Raw genomic sequence first — 15,329 nt, 5'->3', positions numbered from 1 at the left:
CTCTCACTTTTCCTTGATTCGTCAGTGTTGCGTCATGCGGTATAGAGTGCCGCCCCGGCAGCCGGGACCGTGCCGATCAGAGGCAAGAAGGAAGAGTCACATGTCTCGCAAATCCTATACCGGACTATTCATGGCGCTTGCTGCCAGCAGTTGTGTCGTGCTCGGCCTTTCGCAGGCGGCGAGCGCGCAGGAAACGCAGCACATGCGCGTGCGTGGCACGATCGAGAGCCTGAGCGGCGATACACTGACCGTCAAGACCCGCCAGGGCAATGAGACGACGGTGGCACTCAAATCGGGCTGGAAGGTCGCCGGCATCAGGAATGCGTCGGTTGACGACATCAAGGTCGGCGATTTCGTCGGCGTCGCCTCCCTGCCGAAAGGCTCAGGTCCCGATGGTGCCATCGAGGTGCTGATTTTCCCGGCAGCGATGAAGGGTACCGGCGAAGGCAACCGTCCGTGGGACGTGCAGCCGAACAGCTCGATGACGAATGCGACCGTCAGCAATGCGGTCAAGGCCGTCGACGGCCACATGATCACGCTCACCTATCAAGGCAAGGAAAAGATCATCTCGATTGCCGATGGCACGCCGATCGTCACCTTTGCGCCGGCGACGAAGGACGACCTGAAGCCGGGTGCAGGCGTAATCGTCATGGCGGAAAAGGCCGCCGACGGCAGCATCTCGGCCGCGCAGGTCACCGTTGGCGTCCACGGCGTGATGCCGCCAATGTAAGACACACAGTTCCGGACGCAAAACCGCTACACAATTTTACGGGAATTGCCTTAAAGCGCCGGGGCGCGAGCCGCCGCGGCGCTCGACCCGAGAACCGAAACTACCGGTTCTTCCTCGGATTTCGAGGGCAGCGCCAGCAGATGCAATGTGCGCGGCTGCAGCGCTTCCAGATAGGTCTCCGAGCGGCCGATATAGATCATGCCGGTGTCCGGCATAGTGGCGAGCAGCTTCGTCATCGTATGCTGCCATTCCGGTTCCATGCCCTCGAGCACTTCGTCGAAAACGACCCAACGAGGCTTGACGAGAAGCAGGCGGGCAAAGCCGATTGCCTTTTGCTCGTCGGCGTCGAGAAGCTTGTCCCAGCGCGCACGGCTGTCGAGTCGGGCAACCAGCGCATGCAGACCGGCAGCCTCAAGCGCGGCTTCGATGGTCGCGGTGTCATAGGCCTCGGGTTTTTCGGGGAAGGAGATTGCCTCACGCAGCGTTCCGCCGGGGACGTAGGCGACCTGCGGGATGAACAGGATGTCGGCAATCGGCGGCAGACCAATCGTACCTTTGCCGCACGGCCAGAGGCCGGCCATGGCTTGGAAGAGCAGGCGGCGATTCACACTGTGATCGCCGTTGATCATGACCTTCTCGCCGGCCTTGATCGTAACATCCGTTTCGCGTATCCGGAAACCGCCGCAATCCTCGATGTCCTCGCCAAGCTTGGCGACGATGACGACATCCTTCAGCGTCAGCGTATCCGCTGCGGTTTCCTCATATACGATGGCATCCTTCAGATCGAAGTCGTCGTCCATCTCCTGCAGTGCCTGGCGGAAATCGGTGACGCGCATCAGCGTGGCGCGCCATTCGGCGATCGGGCCGAAGTTGGCGACATACCAGCGCAGTGCCGTGTTGACCTGGTTGAAGGCCCCGACCGACATCATCAGCTGGCCGAAGGTGAGGCCACCGGAGAAATAGGCAGGTGCTGCAACGATGATCGGAATGACGATGACCAGCCAGCCATAACCTGCCGAAACCCAGGTGAGGTTGGTATTGGCCATGGCGAGACGCTTGATAACCGCGAGAACGTTGCTGATGTCGATATTGATGCGCTTGCGCTCGTTTTCCTCGCCGTGCGCCACTGTAATCGCCGGCATGTTCTCGTTGGCGTGCATCAGCGCGAAGCGCAATTCGGCTTCCTTGGAGAAGCGGTCTGCATTGAGCTTGACAAGCTTGCGGCCGACGACCTGGCTCAGTACTGAGGCCGATGCAGCATAGAAGATTGCCGCCCAGACCATGTAGCCGGGAATGGAAAAACTGTAGCCGCTGATATGGAAGATGAAGCCGCTCGAAAGCTCCCACAACACGCCGATGAAGCTGACGAGCAGGATGGTCGACTGCAGGAGGCCGAGCACGAGACCGGTGGTGCTTTCGGCCAGGTTACGGGAGTCCTCATGCAGCCGCTGGTCCGGATTGACGCCGAGAATGCCGATGGTGGAGAGTTTGAGGGCGCGCTTGCGCTTCAGCCATTGATCGACGAGATCGCGCGAAAGCCCTTCGCGCATATAGAGCGCAGTCATCTGGTTCAGCCAGGCCTGCAGCACGTTGAGCAGCAGTAGCGCGCCGGCGATCATCGCGAAGATTTCGAGCTGGTGGAAGAACTCTCCAAGATCACGGCGTTCGAGTGAATCGTAGAAGGGGGCGTTCCATTCGTTGAGGATCACCTGTCCGTAGGCTGTCGCCAGGATGATGACGACAAGCAGGACCGCAAGCCCCACCACCTTGCCGCGGACCTGCGAATTCCAGAATGCGGAGAACATCACTCCAAGCCGATATGTCAGGCTGAGATCATACCCTACCCGGTCCTGACTCTGGATGCCCCTCCCCCTTTCGATGTTATTTGCCATTACAAGTTTCCAAATCCGCCATCCTTATATTAATAACATGGGGGCGTCACTGGTCCATCAACAGATTCCGCCACCCATAAAGAAAGCGTGATGGCTTTTGCAGCTATCTGCATTGACAGTTGATTCGAAGCCGGACTGGCGCTATCTAGAATGCCCTGTGGTGATTTGGCCGGCCGGCTTGCAGCCACGTTAAATAAGTCGCTAAAGGGCCGCGTGCGGGCCGGTAGCGATTCTTTCGCCGCCGGTTTTTTATTTTGATCGAGTTGACCGCAATGCCCATCAAGATCCCCGATACGCTGCCCGCCTTCGAAACCCTCGTGAATGAGGGCGTGCGGGTGATGACCGAAACGGTGGCCATCCGTCAGGATATCCGCCCGCTGCAGATCGGGCTGCTGAACCTCATGCCGAACAAGATCAAGACCGAGGTGCAGATGGCGCGCCTTGTGGGCGCTTCGCCGCTTCAGGTGGAATTCTCGCTGATCCGCGTCGGCAATCACAAGGCCAAGAATACCTCTGAAGAACATCTGCTTGCCTTCTACCAGACCTGGGAGGAAGTGAAGCACCGCAAGTTCGACGGCTTCATCATCACGGGCGCGCCGATCGAGACGCTGCCCTACGAGGATGTTACCTATTGGAAGGAAATGCAGCAGATTTTCGACTGGACCCAGACAAACGTCCATTCGACCATGAATGTCTGCTGGGGCGCGATGGCAGGGATCTACCATTTCCACGGCGTGCCGAAGTATGAGCTGAAGGAAAAGGCCTTCGGCGTCTACCGCCACAGCAACCTCAAGCCCTCCTCCGTCTATCTCACCGGTTTCTCCGACAATTTCGAGGTTCCGGTGTCGCGCTGGACCGAGGTGCGCCGGGCCGACATCGAGAAGGTCGACGGCCTCGAGATCCTGATGGAATCGAGCGAGATGGGCGTCTGTCTCGTCCACGAGCCGAAGGGTCGGCGGCTCTATATCTTCAATCACGTCGAATATGATTCCACGTCTCTCTCGGACGAATACTTCCGCGACGTGAATGCCGGCGTGCCGATCAAGATGCCGCACAATTACTTCCCGCATAACGATCCGGCACTTGCGCCGCAGAACCGCTGGCGCAGCCATGCGCATCTGCTTTTCGGCAACTGGATCAATGAGATCTACCAGACGACGCCCTACGATATCGAAGAGATTAGCTCGGACATCTGAGCGTTACAGGGTGGGTTTAGAAATGGCGCCGTCGCACTTCTGAGACGGCGTTTTGTTTTCCGGGTCCGCCCGGTTGCGATTTGCAGCGAATGGGGGCAGGTTCCGGTTCCTGAATCGTAGGGATGGAGTGAGCGTCGATCATGCTGGACAAATTGGAACGGGAAGTTTTCGGACAGACCAAGGAGGGGGAGACCGTCCATCGCGTCGTCATCCGCGGTGGCGGACTGACGGTCAAGGTGTTGAGCTGGGGCGCGGTTATCCAGGACGCGCGGCTGGAGGGCCATGATGCGCCGCTGGTGCTCGGCTTCGAGGATTTCAGCAGCTACCTCGCCCATTCGCCCTTCTTCGGGGCAACGCCGGGCCGCTGCGCCAACCGCGTCGGCGATGGCAAGTTCACGCTCGACGGCAAGGCTTACCAACTCGAACTCAACGAGAAGGGTGTCACGCATCTTCATGGCGGCAGCAACAATATTGGTACGCTCGTCTGGACGATCGTTGAACATGAGGCCGACCGCGTGGTGCTGAAGATCGTCGACCGCGATGGCCGTGCCGGTTATCCCGGCAACTGCACGATCCAGGCGACCTATCGCGTGCACGGCAATGGCGAGCTTTCTGTCAATTACGAGACGACGACGGACCAGCCGACGATCGCCAACGTCTGCCAGCATTCCTATTTCAATCTCGATGGCCGCGAAGATGCCTTGGCGCATGACATCATGATCGCCGCCGACCACTATCTGCCGACCAATGAGAAGCAGATACCGACCGGCGAGATCCGCCCTGTTGCGGGGAGCGAGTTCGATTTCCTCGAGATGGCGCCAATGAAGCGCTTCGTCAGGCAGGAGCAGGCCCTCTACGACCATAATTTCTGCTTATCGAGCGAGCGCACGGCCAAGCGCTCCGTCGTGCTTGCCCGCAGCCTGCATTCCGGTGTTTCGCTGGAAGTGCGCACGACAGAGCCGGGCGTGCAGTTCTATGCCGGTTTCAAGCTCAACGTGCCCGTGCCGGGTCTCGGCGGCCGTAAATATGGTCCCTTCGCCGGCTTCTGCCTGGAAACACAGATCTGGCCTGACGCGATCAATCACCAGGGCTTCCCCAATGCGGTGCTGCGCCCAGGCGAAGTGCTGCGTCAGGAAACGGATTACATCTTCGCGAAGAACTGAGTTCGTCGTCTCATCTGGATCAATGAACCCTCGCGGCGCCCTGCGAGGGTTTTTCTGTGACGGAACGAATCCGCTTGCCGATTGGTTCTAAATAGGTTCTATTGTGTGCCCATGGATAGAACCAGTCTGATCGCAGAACTGAGGGGCCGCGCGCTGCGCGACGAGGCGGCGACAGGCCCGCTTTACAAGCGGCTGGCGCAGGCGTTGACCGGCCTTATCCAGGAAGGCCTCTTGAAACCCGGCACGGCATTGCCCGGCGAGCGCGATCTGGCGGAAGCGCTGAAGCTCGGCCGTGTCACAGTGCGGACGGCCTATCGCGATCTCATGACATCGGGTGCGCTGGAATCGCGTCACGGCAGCGGCACTTTCGTTTCCAGCAAGGTAGAGCGCATGGAACAGTCGCTCTGGCGGCTTTCCTCCTTCTCTGCGGACATGCGTTCGCGCGGGCGCTCGCCAGCGGCGAAGATCCTGTCGCGCACCGTCAACAATCCATCCCCGGAAGAATCCTTTCTGCTCGGCCTCGGCGTCGACGAACCGGTGCTGCGGCTCGACCGCCTTCGTCTGGCCGACGGGCTGCCGCTCGCAATCGAGCGCGCCGTCGTACCCGTCAAGTTTCTTGGCGAGGACGCCGGCGGTGAAGGCTCGCTCTACGATGCGCTCGCCCAGAGTGGCCACAAGCCGGTACGCGCCATACAGCGATTGACGGCCGTCACGCTTGATCCGTCATCGGCGGCTATTCTCGATGTCAAGGCCGGCGCGCCGGCCCTTCTGATCGAACGCGTTTCACGCCTGGAAGACCAGCGCGTCGTCGAATACACCCGCTCGCATTATCGTGGCGATGCCTATGATTTCGTCGCCGAACTGAGAATTGGAGATGACCTATGAGTGAGAACCAGTCGCTGATGCTGCAGGAGGCGGGCCAGTCGCCCGAAGTGGTTGCTACCCTGCTCGAAAAGGAAAAGCCGGTCTTCGCCGAAATCGCCCGGCTATTCTCGTCCACCCGCCCAAGTGTCGTGACGACAGCGGCGCGCGGCTCTTCCGACCATGCCGCGACCTTCTTCAAATATCTCTTCGAAATCACCTGCGGTGTGCCAGTCGCTTCGATCGGTCCGTCCATCGCTTCCGTCTATAATGCGCTCCTGCATCTGAAGGGTGGCATCCATTTCACCGTTTCCCAGTCTGGCGCCAGCCCCGATATCGTGGCGCTGCAGGAAGCGGCCAAGAAGGGTGGAGCGACGACGATCGCCGTCGTCAACGTCACCGACAGCCCGCTCGCCAAGCAGGCCGATATCGTTCTCGGCCTCAATGCCGGTGCGGAAAAGAGCGTTGCCGCGACCAAGTCCTTCATTGCAGCCGTTGCCGCCCTTGCCGGCGTCACCGCTGCGATCGGCGGCAAGGCCGATCTGCAAGCCGCGATCGAGAAGCTGCCGGCCGCTTTGTCTGCGACATCGGGCATCGATACGGCTGCTGCCGAGAGTGTTCTGTTCGACGCCGCATCGCTTTATACAGGCGGCCGCGGTACTGCCTTCGCGATCGCTCTCGAAGCGGCGCTCAAGGCCAAGGAGACGGCCGGCCTTCACGCCGAGGCGTTCTCGCTCGCCGAATTGATGCATGGGCCGATGCGCCTCGTGCAGCCGGGCTTCCCGATTGTCGGTTTCGTGCCGGAAGATGCCGCCTTCGACAACAATGTGAAGGCACTGGAGCGGCTGCAGACGCTCGGCGCCACCACCGTGCCCTTCTCGACAAAACCGCTCGCCGGCGTCAATCTGCAGGTTCCGACGACCGGCAACGGCCTCATCGATCCCCTGGTTTCGCTGCTCGTCTATTATCGCCTGATCGAGTCCGTCACCCGCCGCAAGGGTTTCGATCCGGACAAGCCGGCAAACCTGCTCAAGGTGACGGAGACTGTCTGATGACCCGCAAGATCTTCACCGGTGCCCGTATCTTCGACGGCGAACGCTTCCACGATGAGCGGGCGCTGATCGTCAAGGACGGACGCGTCGAGGCGATCGTCGGCCGCAATGATCTGCCCGAAGGCGAAGTCGTGACGCTTGATGGCGGCGTGCTGTCTGCCGGCTTCATCGATGCGCAGGTCAACGGCGGTGGCGGCCGCATGCTGAACGATGAGCCGTCGTCTGACTCCATGTACATGATCGCCGATGGGCATCGCCCCTATGGCACGACGGCGCTTTTGCCGACGCTGATCACTGATACGGCCGAAGCAACGGCCGCTGCGATCGAAGCGGCGAAAGTCGCGGTGAAAACCAATCGCGGTGTTGCCGGCCTGCACCTGGAAGGCCCGCATCTGGCGCCGGCGCGCAAAGGCGCGCATCTCGCCGAATTGATGCGCCCCGTCGAGGACAAGGACATCAAGGCCTTCATCGCTGCGCGCGAGGCAATCGGCACGCTGCTCGTCACGATAGCGGCGGAGCAGGTGACGGTTGCGCAGGTGCGCGAACTCAGCGAAGCTGGCGTCATCGTCAGTATCGGCCATTCCGATAGCACCAGCGAGGCGGCGGAAGCCCGTTTCGACGCTGGCGCGCGGGGTGTCACGCATCTCTTCAATGCCATGAGCCAACTGGCGCACCGCGCGCCGGGGCTCGTCGGCGCGGCGATCGACCATCCGGCTGTCTGGTGCGGCATCATCGCCGATGGCCACCACGTCGATCCGAAGGCGCTGCGCACGGCGCTGCGCGCCAAGCGCGGCGAGGGCAAGCTGTTCTTCGTGACTGACGCCATGTCGCTCGTCGGCTCGCAGATGGACACCTTCACGCTGAATGGCCGCACCGTGCGGCGCGAAAGGGGCGGCTTCTGTTCCAAACTCGTGCTTTCGGACGGCACGCTGGCAGGCTCGGATGTCGATATGGCTTCAACGATCCGCTACGGCGTCACCTATCTGGACCTGACGCTTGCCGAGGCACTCAGGATGGCGACGCTCTATCCGGCGCGCTTCCTGCGGCTTGCCGATCGAGGCCACCTTTCGCCGGGCGCACTCGCCGATCTCGTGCATTTCACCGATACGATCGAAGTGAAGGCGACCTGGCTCAGCGGCGAAGCAGCGTAAGGAGAATGGCCGATGACTGACATCACCGATGCCTATTTCTCCGATCTGATCGGCCGGCTGCAAGAACTGAAGCAGGCGCTTGCCGAGCCGATGGCGCAGGCAGCGGCCGCGATCATCGAGGCCGCCCGTGACGACAAGCGCGTCTATGTCTTCGGCACCGGCCATTCGCATATGTTGGCGGAAGAGGTGCATTACCGCGCCGGCGGGCTTGCCTTCACGGTGCCAGTTCTCGTCGGCTCGGCCATGCTGCATGAGGGCGCGGTCATCAGCTCCGTCTATGAGCGGACGCAGGGCCTGGTGCGACCGATGCTGGAACGCTACGGCATGCAGCCGGGTGACGTCATCATCATCGCTTCCAATTCCGGCGTGAATGCCGCGCCGATCGAAGCAGCCGATTATGCGCGCGAGATCGGCGTCAAGGTGATCGCCATCACCTCGATCGCCTATTCGGCGGCAATCGCCAATGGCCGGCGACGGCTTGCCGATGTCGCCGATGTCGTGCTTGACAACGGGCTGCCGCCGGGTGACGCCGTTCTCGATCTCGACGGCACGGGCCTTCGGGTCGGGCCGGTTTCGACGGCGGTCGGCGTGACTGTCATCAACGCTATTTTCGCAGAGGTCGCTTCCGAGCTTTCCAAATCCGGGGATGCACCGGTCTATCTCAGTGCCAACATGCCGGGTGCTGCCGAGATCAACCAGAAACTGGTGAAAAAGTACCGGCCGCGCAATCCGCATCTTTAGGGGAAGAGAGGTCCGATTTTGCTGGCCTTCTCCATCCAACCGCGTCGTCTCAAAATCAACGTGCCAAACGAAAACGGCCCGAAGTGGGTGCTTCAGGCCGTTCGAATGTCTGGAAACCGGGGCGCGATCAGTCCTTGGCGCGCTCGACGTAGGAATTGTCTTCCGTCGCGATGACGACGCGGGTACCGGCATCGATATGCGGCGGAACCGAGGTGCGGATGCCGTTGGAGAGCATGGCCGGCTTGTAGGAAGAAGATGCCGTCTGACCCTTGACGACCGGTTCGGTCTCGACGATCTCAAGCGTGACGTGGCGCGGCAGCTCCAGTGCCAGCGGGATACCTTCGTGGATCGACAGGATGCAGGTCATGCCTTCTTGCAGGTAGGCCTTCTGGTCACCCATGGTTTCCGCGCTGACGACGACCTGGTCGTACGTCGCCGGGTTCATGAAGTGGAAGCCTTCGCCATCTTCGTACAGGTACTGGAAGTTGACGTCTTCCACAAAAGCGCGCTCGACCTGTTCGGTGGTGCGCCAGCGCTCGGAAACCTTCACGCCGTCGACGATGCGGCGCATGTCGACCTGAGTGACCGGCGTGCCCTTGCCCGGATGGAAATTCTGAGCCGTGAGAACGACGTAGAGCTTGCCGTCGACATCGAGAACGTTGCCCTTGCGGACCGAGGAGGCGATGACCTTGACCATAAGACTTCCTTGTAAGTCGGCTTTCGGCGTCGTAGAGGACTGTCGGAGTGGCCCCGAAGACGCAAAATGTTTTTCTTCGGGGGCGCACTAACCTAAAATCGCGGAAATAGCCACCCCATCCCGGCCGAATCCGGCGAGGAAAACGTTGAATGAACCCCACGAGCGCCAAAGCGTCTCCCTGGTGGACACCATCAGTGCATGCCGATCGCCGCCCGTTTCTTGTCAGGCGCAATGCGGTTCAGGCAGCCCTGCGCGGTTATTTCGCCCGTGAGGACTTCATAGAGGTCGATACCGCCACGCTGCAGGTGTCACCGGGCAACGAGGCGCATCTGCATGCCTTTGCCACACAGGCGCTGACGACGGACGGTCAAGCGGCGCCCTTCTATCTGCACACGTCGCCGGAATTTGCCTGCAAGAAGCTGCTTGCCGCCGGGGAGCAGCGCATCGCCTGTTTTGCCCATGTCTATCGCAATCGCGAGCGCGGGCCGCTGCATCATCCGGAATTCACCATGCTGGAATGGTATCGGGTGGGCGAAAGCTATGAGAGCCTGATGATGGACTGCGTGCGTCTGCTGGCGCTTGCCGCCGAAACGGTCAAGGCGGCAAAGCTCACCTATCGCGGCACCGAGTGCGATCCTTTCGCAGGACCGGAGCGGGTGAGCGTCGCAGAAGCGTTCAGCCGCCATGCCGGTATCGATCTTCTGGCGTCTGTTTCCGCCGACGGCTCGACGGATCGCGAGCATCTCGCCACCGAAATGCAGCGGGTCGGCTTGCGCGTTGCCGACGACGATCACTGGGCTGATCTTTTCAGCCGCGTGCTGGTGGAAAAGATTGAGCCGCATCTCGGTTTCGGCCACGTCACCATTCTCGATGAATATCCTGTTTCTGAAGCCGCTCTTGCGCGGCCGTCGGCACGCGATCCGCGCGTGGCAGAGCGGTTCGAGCTCTATGCCTGCGGTGTCGAGCTTGCCAATGGTTTTGGCGAACTGACCAATGTTGCCGAGCAGAGGCGCCGTTTCGAGATCGAAATGGCGGAGAAGATGCGGGTCTATGGCGAGACCTATCCGATCGACGAGGATTTTCTGGCGGCGCTTGCCATCATGCCGGAAGCAAGCGGCATCGCGCTCGGCTTCGACCGGCTGGTCATGCTGGCGACGGGTGCGTCGCGGATCGATCAGGTCCTCTGGGCACCGGTGGCGGAGTATGGCCGATGAACGTCATGCGTCCGATCAAGAGCGTCGACGATCTCGTCGGCGCTGGACTGCTTGAGGCAGCCGAACGGCCGGCGCTCGATGAGGTCGCCATGCGTTACGCCATCGCGCTGACGCCCGCCATGGCGAGGCTGATCGATCATGGCGATCCGGTCGATCCGATTGCCCGGCAATTCGTGCCTGATGCCGCCGAACTCGTCACCACGCCCGAAGAGCGGGCCGATCCCATCGGCGATCAGGCGCACAGTCCGGTCGAAGGCATCGTGCATCGCTATCCGGACCGCGTGTTGCTGAAGGCGGTACATGTTTGCCCCGTCTATTGCCGCTTCTGTTTCCGGCGCGAGATGGTCGGGCCGCAGGGGCTTGGCACGCTCGATCCGGCGGCGCTGGCGGCCGCCTTCGACTATATCCGCGGGCATGGCGAAATCTGGGAGGTCATCCTGACCGGTGGGGATCCGCTGGTGCTTTCACCGCGGCGGCTTGGTGAGATTCTGAGCGAGCTTGCTGAGATCGAGCATGTGAAAATCGTGCGCTTCCATACGCGCGTACCTGTCGTCGAACCGCAGAAGATCGATGCGGCGCTGATCGCGGCGCTGAAAGCGAGCGGCAAGACCACCTATGTCGCGCTTCACGCCAACCATCCGCGTGAGCTGACGGCGGAAGCACGCTCTGCCTGCGCTCGTCTCGTCGATGCTGGCATCGTCATGGTCAGCCAGTCCGTGCTCTTGAGGGGCGTCAACGATAATCCCGATATCCTGGCGGAGCTGATGCGGGCCTTCGTCGAGACGCGCGTGAAGCCCTATTATCTCCACCATCCGGATCTTGCGCCCGGCACCAGTCATTTCCGGCTGTCGATAGAGGAGGGGCAGAAGATCGTCGCCTCGCTTCGCGGCCGTATCTCCGGCCTCTGCCAGCCCACCTATATTCTCGATATTCCCGGCGGTTACGGCAAGGCTGTGATCGGAGAAGGCGCCGTGCAGACGACCGGTGAGGGTTGCTATTCGGTTTCGGATTATCGCGGCGACGAGCATTGCTATCCGCCCGCCGGTTAACGCAAAAACGCGCACCCGGCGTGCCATTTCTGCACTCCACATAGCCGGTGTCATTTGCCGTCGCTCTGCTTGGACTACATCAAGTTATTGATAGAAGTTAAGTATTAGGCCTGAGGCGGGCATGATTTGTAAAATGCAAAGTATGAGTGACAGTCATATTTAACTAATTATATTAGCGGAATGTTCTGTTTTCCGTACTAAAAGCACTCCCATGAAAAGGCGATGAATGCCGGCTCAGGATCATGAAAATCTGGAGTGGATGGGATGAACAAGACAATACGCGACCTCGTAGCCAAGTTCGGCAAGCTTCCTGTTCCGGTTGATCAGGTTGCCGACGATGCGGATCTTTACTCTGCAGGTCTGACGTCCTTCGCCTCGGTGCAGCTCATGCTCGGCATCGAAGAGGCATTCGACATCGAATTCCCCGATAATCTCCTGAACCGCAAGTCCTTCGCGAGCATCTCGGCGATCGCCAAAACGGTCGATCTCATCCGGGATAGCCGAAAGGTCGCCTGATGAACTTCCCGGTCAAGATCACGGAAGACAGCCTGGTCGCAAGGGCTGCCCGCGTCGCCGAAATTGCGGCAAGACACGCGGATGCCGTCGATATCGAAGGCCGGTTTCCGCAGGAAGCCGTCAATGCGATGAAAGCCGAGCGACTGCTCGGTATCCAGATTCCCCGCCATCTTGGTGGCGAGGCTGCTTCCACCACCGATATTGCCGAATTGTGCTCGATGCTCGGCCAGGCCTGCGCGGCAAGCGCTATGGTCTTTGCCATGCACCAGATCAAGCTTTCCAGCCTCGTCGAACATGGCGCCGACAGCGAATGGCATTGCGCCTTCATGCGCCGCATCGTCGCTGAACAGCTTCTGATCGCCTCCGCGACCACCGAGGGCGGAATCGGCGGCAATCTGCGCAACAGCATCTGCGCCATCGAAATCGATGGCGATATCTGCCGGCTGGAAAAAGATGCGACCGTCATTTCCTACGGCTCGCATGCCGATGCCATTCTCATCACCTCGCGTAGCCATCCGCAGGCCGCCTCTTCCGATCAGGTGCTGACAGCTTTCTTGAAAGATCAGTACACGATCGAAAAGACGCATGTTTGGAATACGCTCGGCATGCGTGGCACCTGCTCCGACGGCTTCCTGTTCAAGGGCGAGGCGCCGGCTGTACAGATCCTGCCGAAGCCTTTTGCTGAAATCGCTGCGCAGTCGATGCTCGCTTCCTCGCACCTGCTCTGGAGCGGTGTCTGGTACGGCATTGCCGTCGATGCCGTTTCCCGCGCGCAGGCCTTCGTACGTGCCGCTGCCCGCAAGTCTCCAGATGCGACGCCGCCCGGCGCACTTCGCCTCGCGGAGGTCTCCAACCTCCTGCAGATGGTGAAGTCGAACGTCGTTGCCGGCCTCAAGGCCTATGAAGATGCCAAGGCTGACGGCGACAAGCTCTCATCGATGGGCTTTGCGGTAGCGATGAACAACGTCAAGATCGCTTCCTCGGAAACGATCCTGGAAATCGTCAATCATACCATGCTCATCTGCGGCATCATGGGCTACAAGAACGGTACGCCCTTCAGCCTCGGGCGTCATCTGCGCGATGCCCATTCCGCACAGCTCATGATCTCGAACGACCGCATCCTCGGCAATACGTCGAGCATGCTCCTCGTCCACAAGCAGGACACTAGCCTACTGGGGTAAAGCCATGGATATGCAGACATCGTTTCTGGACCGGCTCTTCGAGTCCGGCCTGCTGATCGATACCGGCGTTGACGGCCTTTATGGCCGCAGCGGCCAGTTTGAAGACGTCATTGCCGCCTTCGAACGGTTGATCGACACGTTCGGCGGTGCCGACGGCGCCGAGGCGATGCGTTTTCCGCCCGGCATGAACCGCGCGCTCTTCGAAAAAAGCGGCTATATGAAGAGCTTCCCGCAGCTTGCCGGCACGGTGCACAGCTTCTGCGGCAGCGAGCTCGATCACATGAGCCTGCTGCAATGCATGGAAGTCGGCGAAGACTGGACCAAGGACCAGAAAGCAACTGATATCGTGCTGACGCCCGCCGCCTGCTATCCGCTCTATCCGACGGTCGCCAAGCGCGGCAATCTGCCTGCCAAGGGCGGCCTTTTCGATCTGCAGTCCTATTGCTTCCGCCATGAGCCCTCGAAGGACCCGGCTCGCCAGCAGCTGTTCCGCATGCGCGAATATGTCTGCATGGGCACCGAGCAGCATGTGACTGATTTCCGCCAGAGCTGGATGGACCGCGGCGTCGAAATGATGAAGCAGGTCGGTCTCGACGTGACCATCGACGTTGCCAACGACCCGTTCTTCGGCCGCGCCGGCAAGATGATGGTCAACAACCAGCGCGACCAGAACCTGAAGTTCGAGCTGCTGATCCCGATCACCTCGGCGGCGAACCCAACCGCCTGCATGAGCTTCAACTACCACCAGGATTCGTTCGGCCTGAAGTGGGGCCTGAACCTCGAAGACGGCAGTGTCGCCCACACCGCCTGCGTCGGCTTCGGCTTGGAACGCATTGCGCTGGCGCTCTTCCATCACCACGGCCTTGACGTCAAGGAATGGCCGGCCAGCGTACGGAAAGTCCTGTGGGGCTGAGCGGCTCAATGATATCGGTCTTTGCGGGTATCGATCCCGATACCTACAAGCCACATGCGCTGCATTCCGGCGAGCGCATGTGGCCGGAGACCAATTGTTACATCGATCTCTGGATCGAGGTTCTATCGACGTTCGGCGTTGCGCCGGAGGCCATGCTCGGCTTCACGCTGACGCAGGATTTCGAGGGCGACCAGTTCACCTTCTTCAAGGTGCCGCTGGAAGATCTCGAAGCGCTCTATGGTATCCGCGCCACCGAGCTTGCGATCTATGACCGCGTCGAGCGACATGTCGAGGTGCAGATCGCCCGCGGGCGCCTTTGCTACATCGAGATGGATTCCTTCTACATGCCGGACACGCGCGGCACCGCCTACCGGCAGGAGCACGGCAAGACTACGGTCGCGATCAACCGCCTGGATTTTGCCGGCAAGCGCGTCGATTACTTCCACAATGCCGGCTTTTTCCGTATCGAGGGAGAGGATTTCGACGGGCTTTTCCAGTCCCATCTGACGGATGAGGATGCGCCGTTCCTCCCGTATACGGAGTTCGTCAAGTTCCCCGAACGCCCGGTCGGCGAGGTACATCTGCGCGAGGCGTCGCGGGGGCTTCTCGGCTTCCATTTCAAACGTCGTCCGAGCGCCAATCCGATACGCGCCTTTGCAGAGGTTTTCCCGCTGCAGGTCGAAGCCGTGGCCGACCGGCCCTTCGGCTTCTTTCATAAATATGCCTTCAACACGCTGCGGCAGGTTGGTGCGAATTTCGAGCTTGCTGCCGATCATCTGACCTGGCTTTCGGCCGGCGAGTTTGGTGTTGCGGCCGAAGAGGCGCGCCGGATCTCGGAAGTAGCGAAGTCGGTTCAGTTCCAGCTTGCCCGTGCTGTTACCCGTCGCAAGTTCGAGCCGTTGAAGGCGGCACTTGATCCGGCCGCCGATGCATGGGATTCGATGATGGCATCGCTCGCGGAGCGATTCTGAAG

At 60.6% G+C, this 15,329-nt stretch carries 15 protein-coding genes and 1 riboswitch; of the genes, 13 read left to right on the top strand and 2 right to left on the bottom strand.

All coding sequences use genetic code 11. The features are described from left to right. The first annotated feature begins 100 nt into the window (after positions 1 to 100). Positions 101 to 730: a hypothetical protein gene (locus tag ACK9YZ_RS20055; protein ID WP_416064941.1), complete on the top strand. Its 630-nt coding sequence runs from the start codon at positions 101 to 103 to the stop codon at positions 728 to 730. 50 nt (positions 731 to 780) lie between these two features. Here ACK9YZ_RS20055 and ACK9YZ_RS20050 read toward each other — a convergent pair whose 3' ends face one another. Continuing rightward, the gene (locus ACK9YZ_RS20050) at positions 781 to 2,622 is read right to left on the bottom strand and encodes an ABC transporter ATP-binding protein/permease (protein WP_216756289.1); all 1,842 of its coding nucleotides are present in this window, start codon (positions 2,620 to 2,622) and stop codon (positions 781 to 783) included. 147 nt (positions 2,623 to 2,769) lie between these two features. Beyond that, positions 2,770 to 2,847, top strand: a riboswitch (SAM riboswitch). 47 nt (positions 2,848 to 2,894) lie between these two features. Here ACK9YZ_RS20050 and metA point away from each other — a divergent pair. From metA to ACK9YZ_RS20020, 6 genes are all read left to right on the top strand, one after another. Further along, entirely contained in the window at positions 2,895 to 3,818 is a 924-nt protein-coding gene (metA, locus tag ACK9YZ_RS20045; RefSeq protein ID WP_416064940.1) for a homoserine O-acetyltransferase MetA, read from the top strand. A 140-nt stretch (positions 3,819 to 3,958) separates the two neighbouring features. Further along, positions 3,959 to 4,981, top strand: a complete 1,023-nt coding sequence (locus ACK9YZ_RS20040) for an aldose epimerase family protein (protein ID WP_416064939.1) — start codon at positions 3,959 to 3,961, stop codon at positions 4,979 to 4,981. A gap of 111 nt (positions 4,982 to 5,092) precedes the next feature. Continuing rightward, positions 5,093 to 5,866: a GntR family transcriptional regulator gene (locus tag ACK9YZ_RS20035; RefSeq protein ID WP_416064938.1), complete on the top strand. Its 774-nt coding sequence runs from the start codon at positions 5,093 to 5,095 to the stop codon at positions 5,864 to 5,866. After that, positions 5,863 to 6,894, top strand: coding sequence for an SIS domain-containing protein (locus ACK9YZ_RS20030; protein WP_416064937.1), 1,032 nt, complete (start codon positions 5,863 to 5,865; stop codon positions 6,892 to 6,894). Before ACK9YZ_RS20035 ends, ACK9YZ_RS20030 begins: the two co-directional genes overlap by 4 nt. Then, positions 6,894 to 8,045, top strand: a complete 1,152-nt coding sequence (gene nagA, locus ACK9YZ_RS20025) for an N-acetylglucosamine-6-phosphate deacetylase (RefSeq protein ID WP_416064936.1) — start codon at positions 6,894 to 6,896, stop codon at positions 8,043 to 8,045. The genes ACK9YZ_RS20030 and nagA overlap by 1 nt, the downstream gene beginning before the upstream one ends. Positions 8,046 to 8,057: 12 nt before the next feature. Next, on the top strand, positions 8,058 to 8,786 hold the full coding sequence (locus tag ACK9YZ_RS20020; protein WP_216756283.1) for an SIS domain-containing protein: 729 nt from the start codon (positions 8,058 to 8,060) through the stop codon (positions 8,784 to 8,786). A 127-nt stretch (positions 8,787 to 8,913) separates the two neighbouring features. Here the strand turns inward: ACK9YZ_RS20020 and efp are convergent, their stop codons facing one another. Beyond that, positions 8,914 to 9,483, bottom strand: coding sequence for an elongation factor P (gene efp / locus ACK9YZ_RS20015; protein WP_064696465.1), 570 nt, complete (start codon positions 9,481 to 9,483; stop codon positions 8,914 to 8,916). A gap of 149 nt (positions 9,484 to 9,632) precedes the next feature. Between efp and epmA the strand changes: the two genes are divergently transcribed. From epmA to ACK9YZ_RS19985, 6 genes are all read left to right on the top strand, one after another. Continuing rightward, a complete protein-coding gene (gene epmA / locus ACK9YZ_RS20010) occupies positions 9,633 to 10,697 on the top strand; it encodes an EF-P lysine aminoacylase EpmA (RefSeq protein WP_416064935.1) in 1,065 nt (354 codons plus the stop codon). After that, on the top strand, positions 10,694 to 11,746 hold the full coding sequence (locus ACK9YZ_RS20005; protein ID WP_416064934.1) for a lysine-2,3-aminomutase-like protein: 1,053 nt from the start codon (positions 10,694 to 10,696) through the stop codon (positions 11,744 to 11,746). The genes epmA and ACK9YZ_RS20005 overlap by 4 nt, the downstream gene beginning before the upstream one ends. Positions 11,747 to 12,010: 264 nt before the next feature. Further along, positions 12,011 to 12,262 (top strand): acyl carrier protein, encoded by a 252-nt coding sequence (locus tag ACK9YZ_RS20000; RefSeq protein ID WP_216756280.1) that lies wholly within the window; start codon positions 12,011 to 12,013, stop codon positions 12,260 to 12,262. Further along, entirely contained in the window at positions 12,262 to 13,443 is a 1,182-nt protein-coding gene (locus tag ACK9YZ_RS19995; protein ID WP_416064933.1) for an acyl-CoA dehydrogenase family protein, read from the top strand. Before ACK9YZ_RS20000 ends, ACK9YZ_RS19995 begins: the two co-directional genes overlap by 1 nt. 4 nt (positions 13,444 to 13,447) lie before the next feature. Continuing rightward, positions 13,448 to 14,356, top strand: a complete 909-nt coding sequence (locus ACK9YZ_RS19990; RefSeq protein ID WP_216756278.1) for an amino acid--[acyl-carrier-protein] ligase — start codon at positions 13,448 to 13,450, stop codon at positions 14,354 to 14,356. A gap of 8 nt (positions 14,357 to 14,364) precedes the next feature. Continuing rightward, positions 14,365 to 15,327: a DUF1839 family protein gene (locus ACK9YZ_RS19985; protein ID WP_416064932.1), complete on the top strand. Its 963-nt coding sequence runs from the start codon at positions 14,365 to 14,367 to the stop codon at positions 15,325 to 15,327. The last annotated feature ends 2 nt before the right edge of the window (positions 15,328 to 15,329 follow it).

This window comes from Rhizobium sp. ZK1 (genome assembly GCF_047782645.1).
In the GTDB taxonomy this organism is placed as follows: Bacteria; Pseudomonadota; Alphaproteobacteria; order Rhizobiales; family Rhizobiaceae; genus Rhizobium.
This window is presented reverse-complemented; position numbering and strand designations above follow the sequence as displayed.

What these genes read in the sequence shown, in the direction of transcription:
- ACK9YZ_RS20055 (WP_416064941.1), top strand. Translation starts at nt 101, where the DNA reads ATGTCTCGCAAATCCTATACCGGACTATTCATGGCGCTTGCTGCCAGC.
- ACK9YZ_RS20050 (WP_216756289.1), bottom strand. Translation starts at nt 2,622, where the DNA reads ATGGCAAATAACATCGAAAGGGGGAGGGGCATCCAGAGTCAGGACCGG.
- metA (WP_416064940.1), top strand. Translation starts at nt 2,895, where the DNA reads ATGCCCATCAAGATCCCCGATACGCTGCCCGCCTTCGAAACCCTCGTG.
- ACK9YZ_RS20040 (WP_416064939.1), top strand. Translation starts at nt 3,959, where the DNA reads ATGCTGGACAAATTGGAACGGGAAGTTTTCGGACAGACCAAGGAGGGG.
- ACK9YZ_RS20035 (WP_416064938.1), top strand. Translation starts at nt 5,093, where the DNA reads ATGGATAGAACCAGTCTGATCGCAGAACTGAGGGGCCGCGCGCTGCGC.
- ACK9YZ_RS20030 (WP_416064937.1), top strand. Translation starts at nt 5,863, where the DNA reads ATGAGTGAGAACCAGTCGCTGATGCTGCAGGAGGCGGGCCAGTCGCCC.
- nagA (WP_416064936.1), top strand. Translation starts at nt 6,894, where the DNA reads ATGACCCGCAAGATCTTCACCGGTGCCCGTATCTTCGACGGCGAACGC.
- ACK9YZ_RS20020 (WP_216756283.1), top strand. Translation starts at nt 8,058, where the DNA reads ATGACTGACATCACCGATGCCTATTTCTCCGATCTGATCGGCCGGCTG.
- efp (WP_064696465.1), bottom strand. Translation starts at nt 9,483, where the DNA reads ATGGTCAAGGTCATCGCCTCCTCGGTCCGCAAGGGCAACGTTCTCGAT.
- epmA (WP_416064935.1), top strand. Translation starts at nt 9,633, where the DNA reads ATGAACCCCACGAGCGCCAAAGCGTCTCCCTGGTGGACACCATCAGTG.
- ACK9YZ_RS20005 (WP_416064934.1), top strand. Translation starts at nt 10,694, where the DNA reads ATGAACGTCATGCGTCCGATCAAGAGCGTCGACGATCTCGTCGGCGCT.
- ACK9YZ_RS20000 (WP_216756280.1), top strand. Translation starts at nt 12,011, where the DNA reads ATGAACAAGACAATACGCGACCTCGTAGCCAAGTTCGGCAAGCTTCCT.
- ACK9YZ_RS19995 (WP_416064933.1), top strand. Translation starts at nt 12,262, where the DNA reads ATGAACTTCCCGGTCAAGATCACGGAAGACAGCCTGGTCGCAAGGGCT.
- ACK9YZ_RS19990 (WP_216756278.1), top strand. Translation starts at nt 13,448, where the DNA reads ATGGATATGCAGACATCGTTTCTGGACCGGCTCTTCGAGTCCGGCCTG.
- ACK9YZ_RS19985 (WP_416064932.1), top strand. Translation starts at nt 14,365, where the DNA reads ATGATATCGGTCTTTGCGGGTATCGATCCCGATACCTACAAGCCACAT.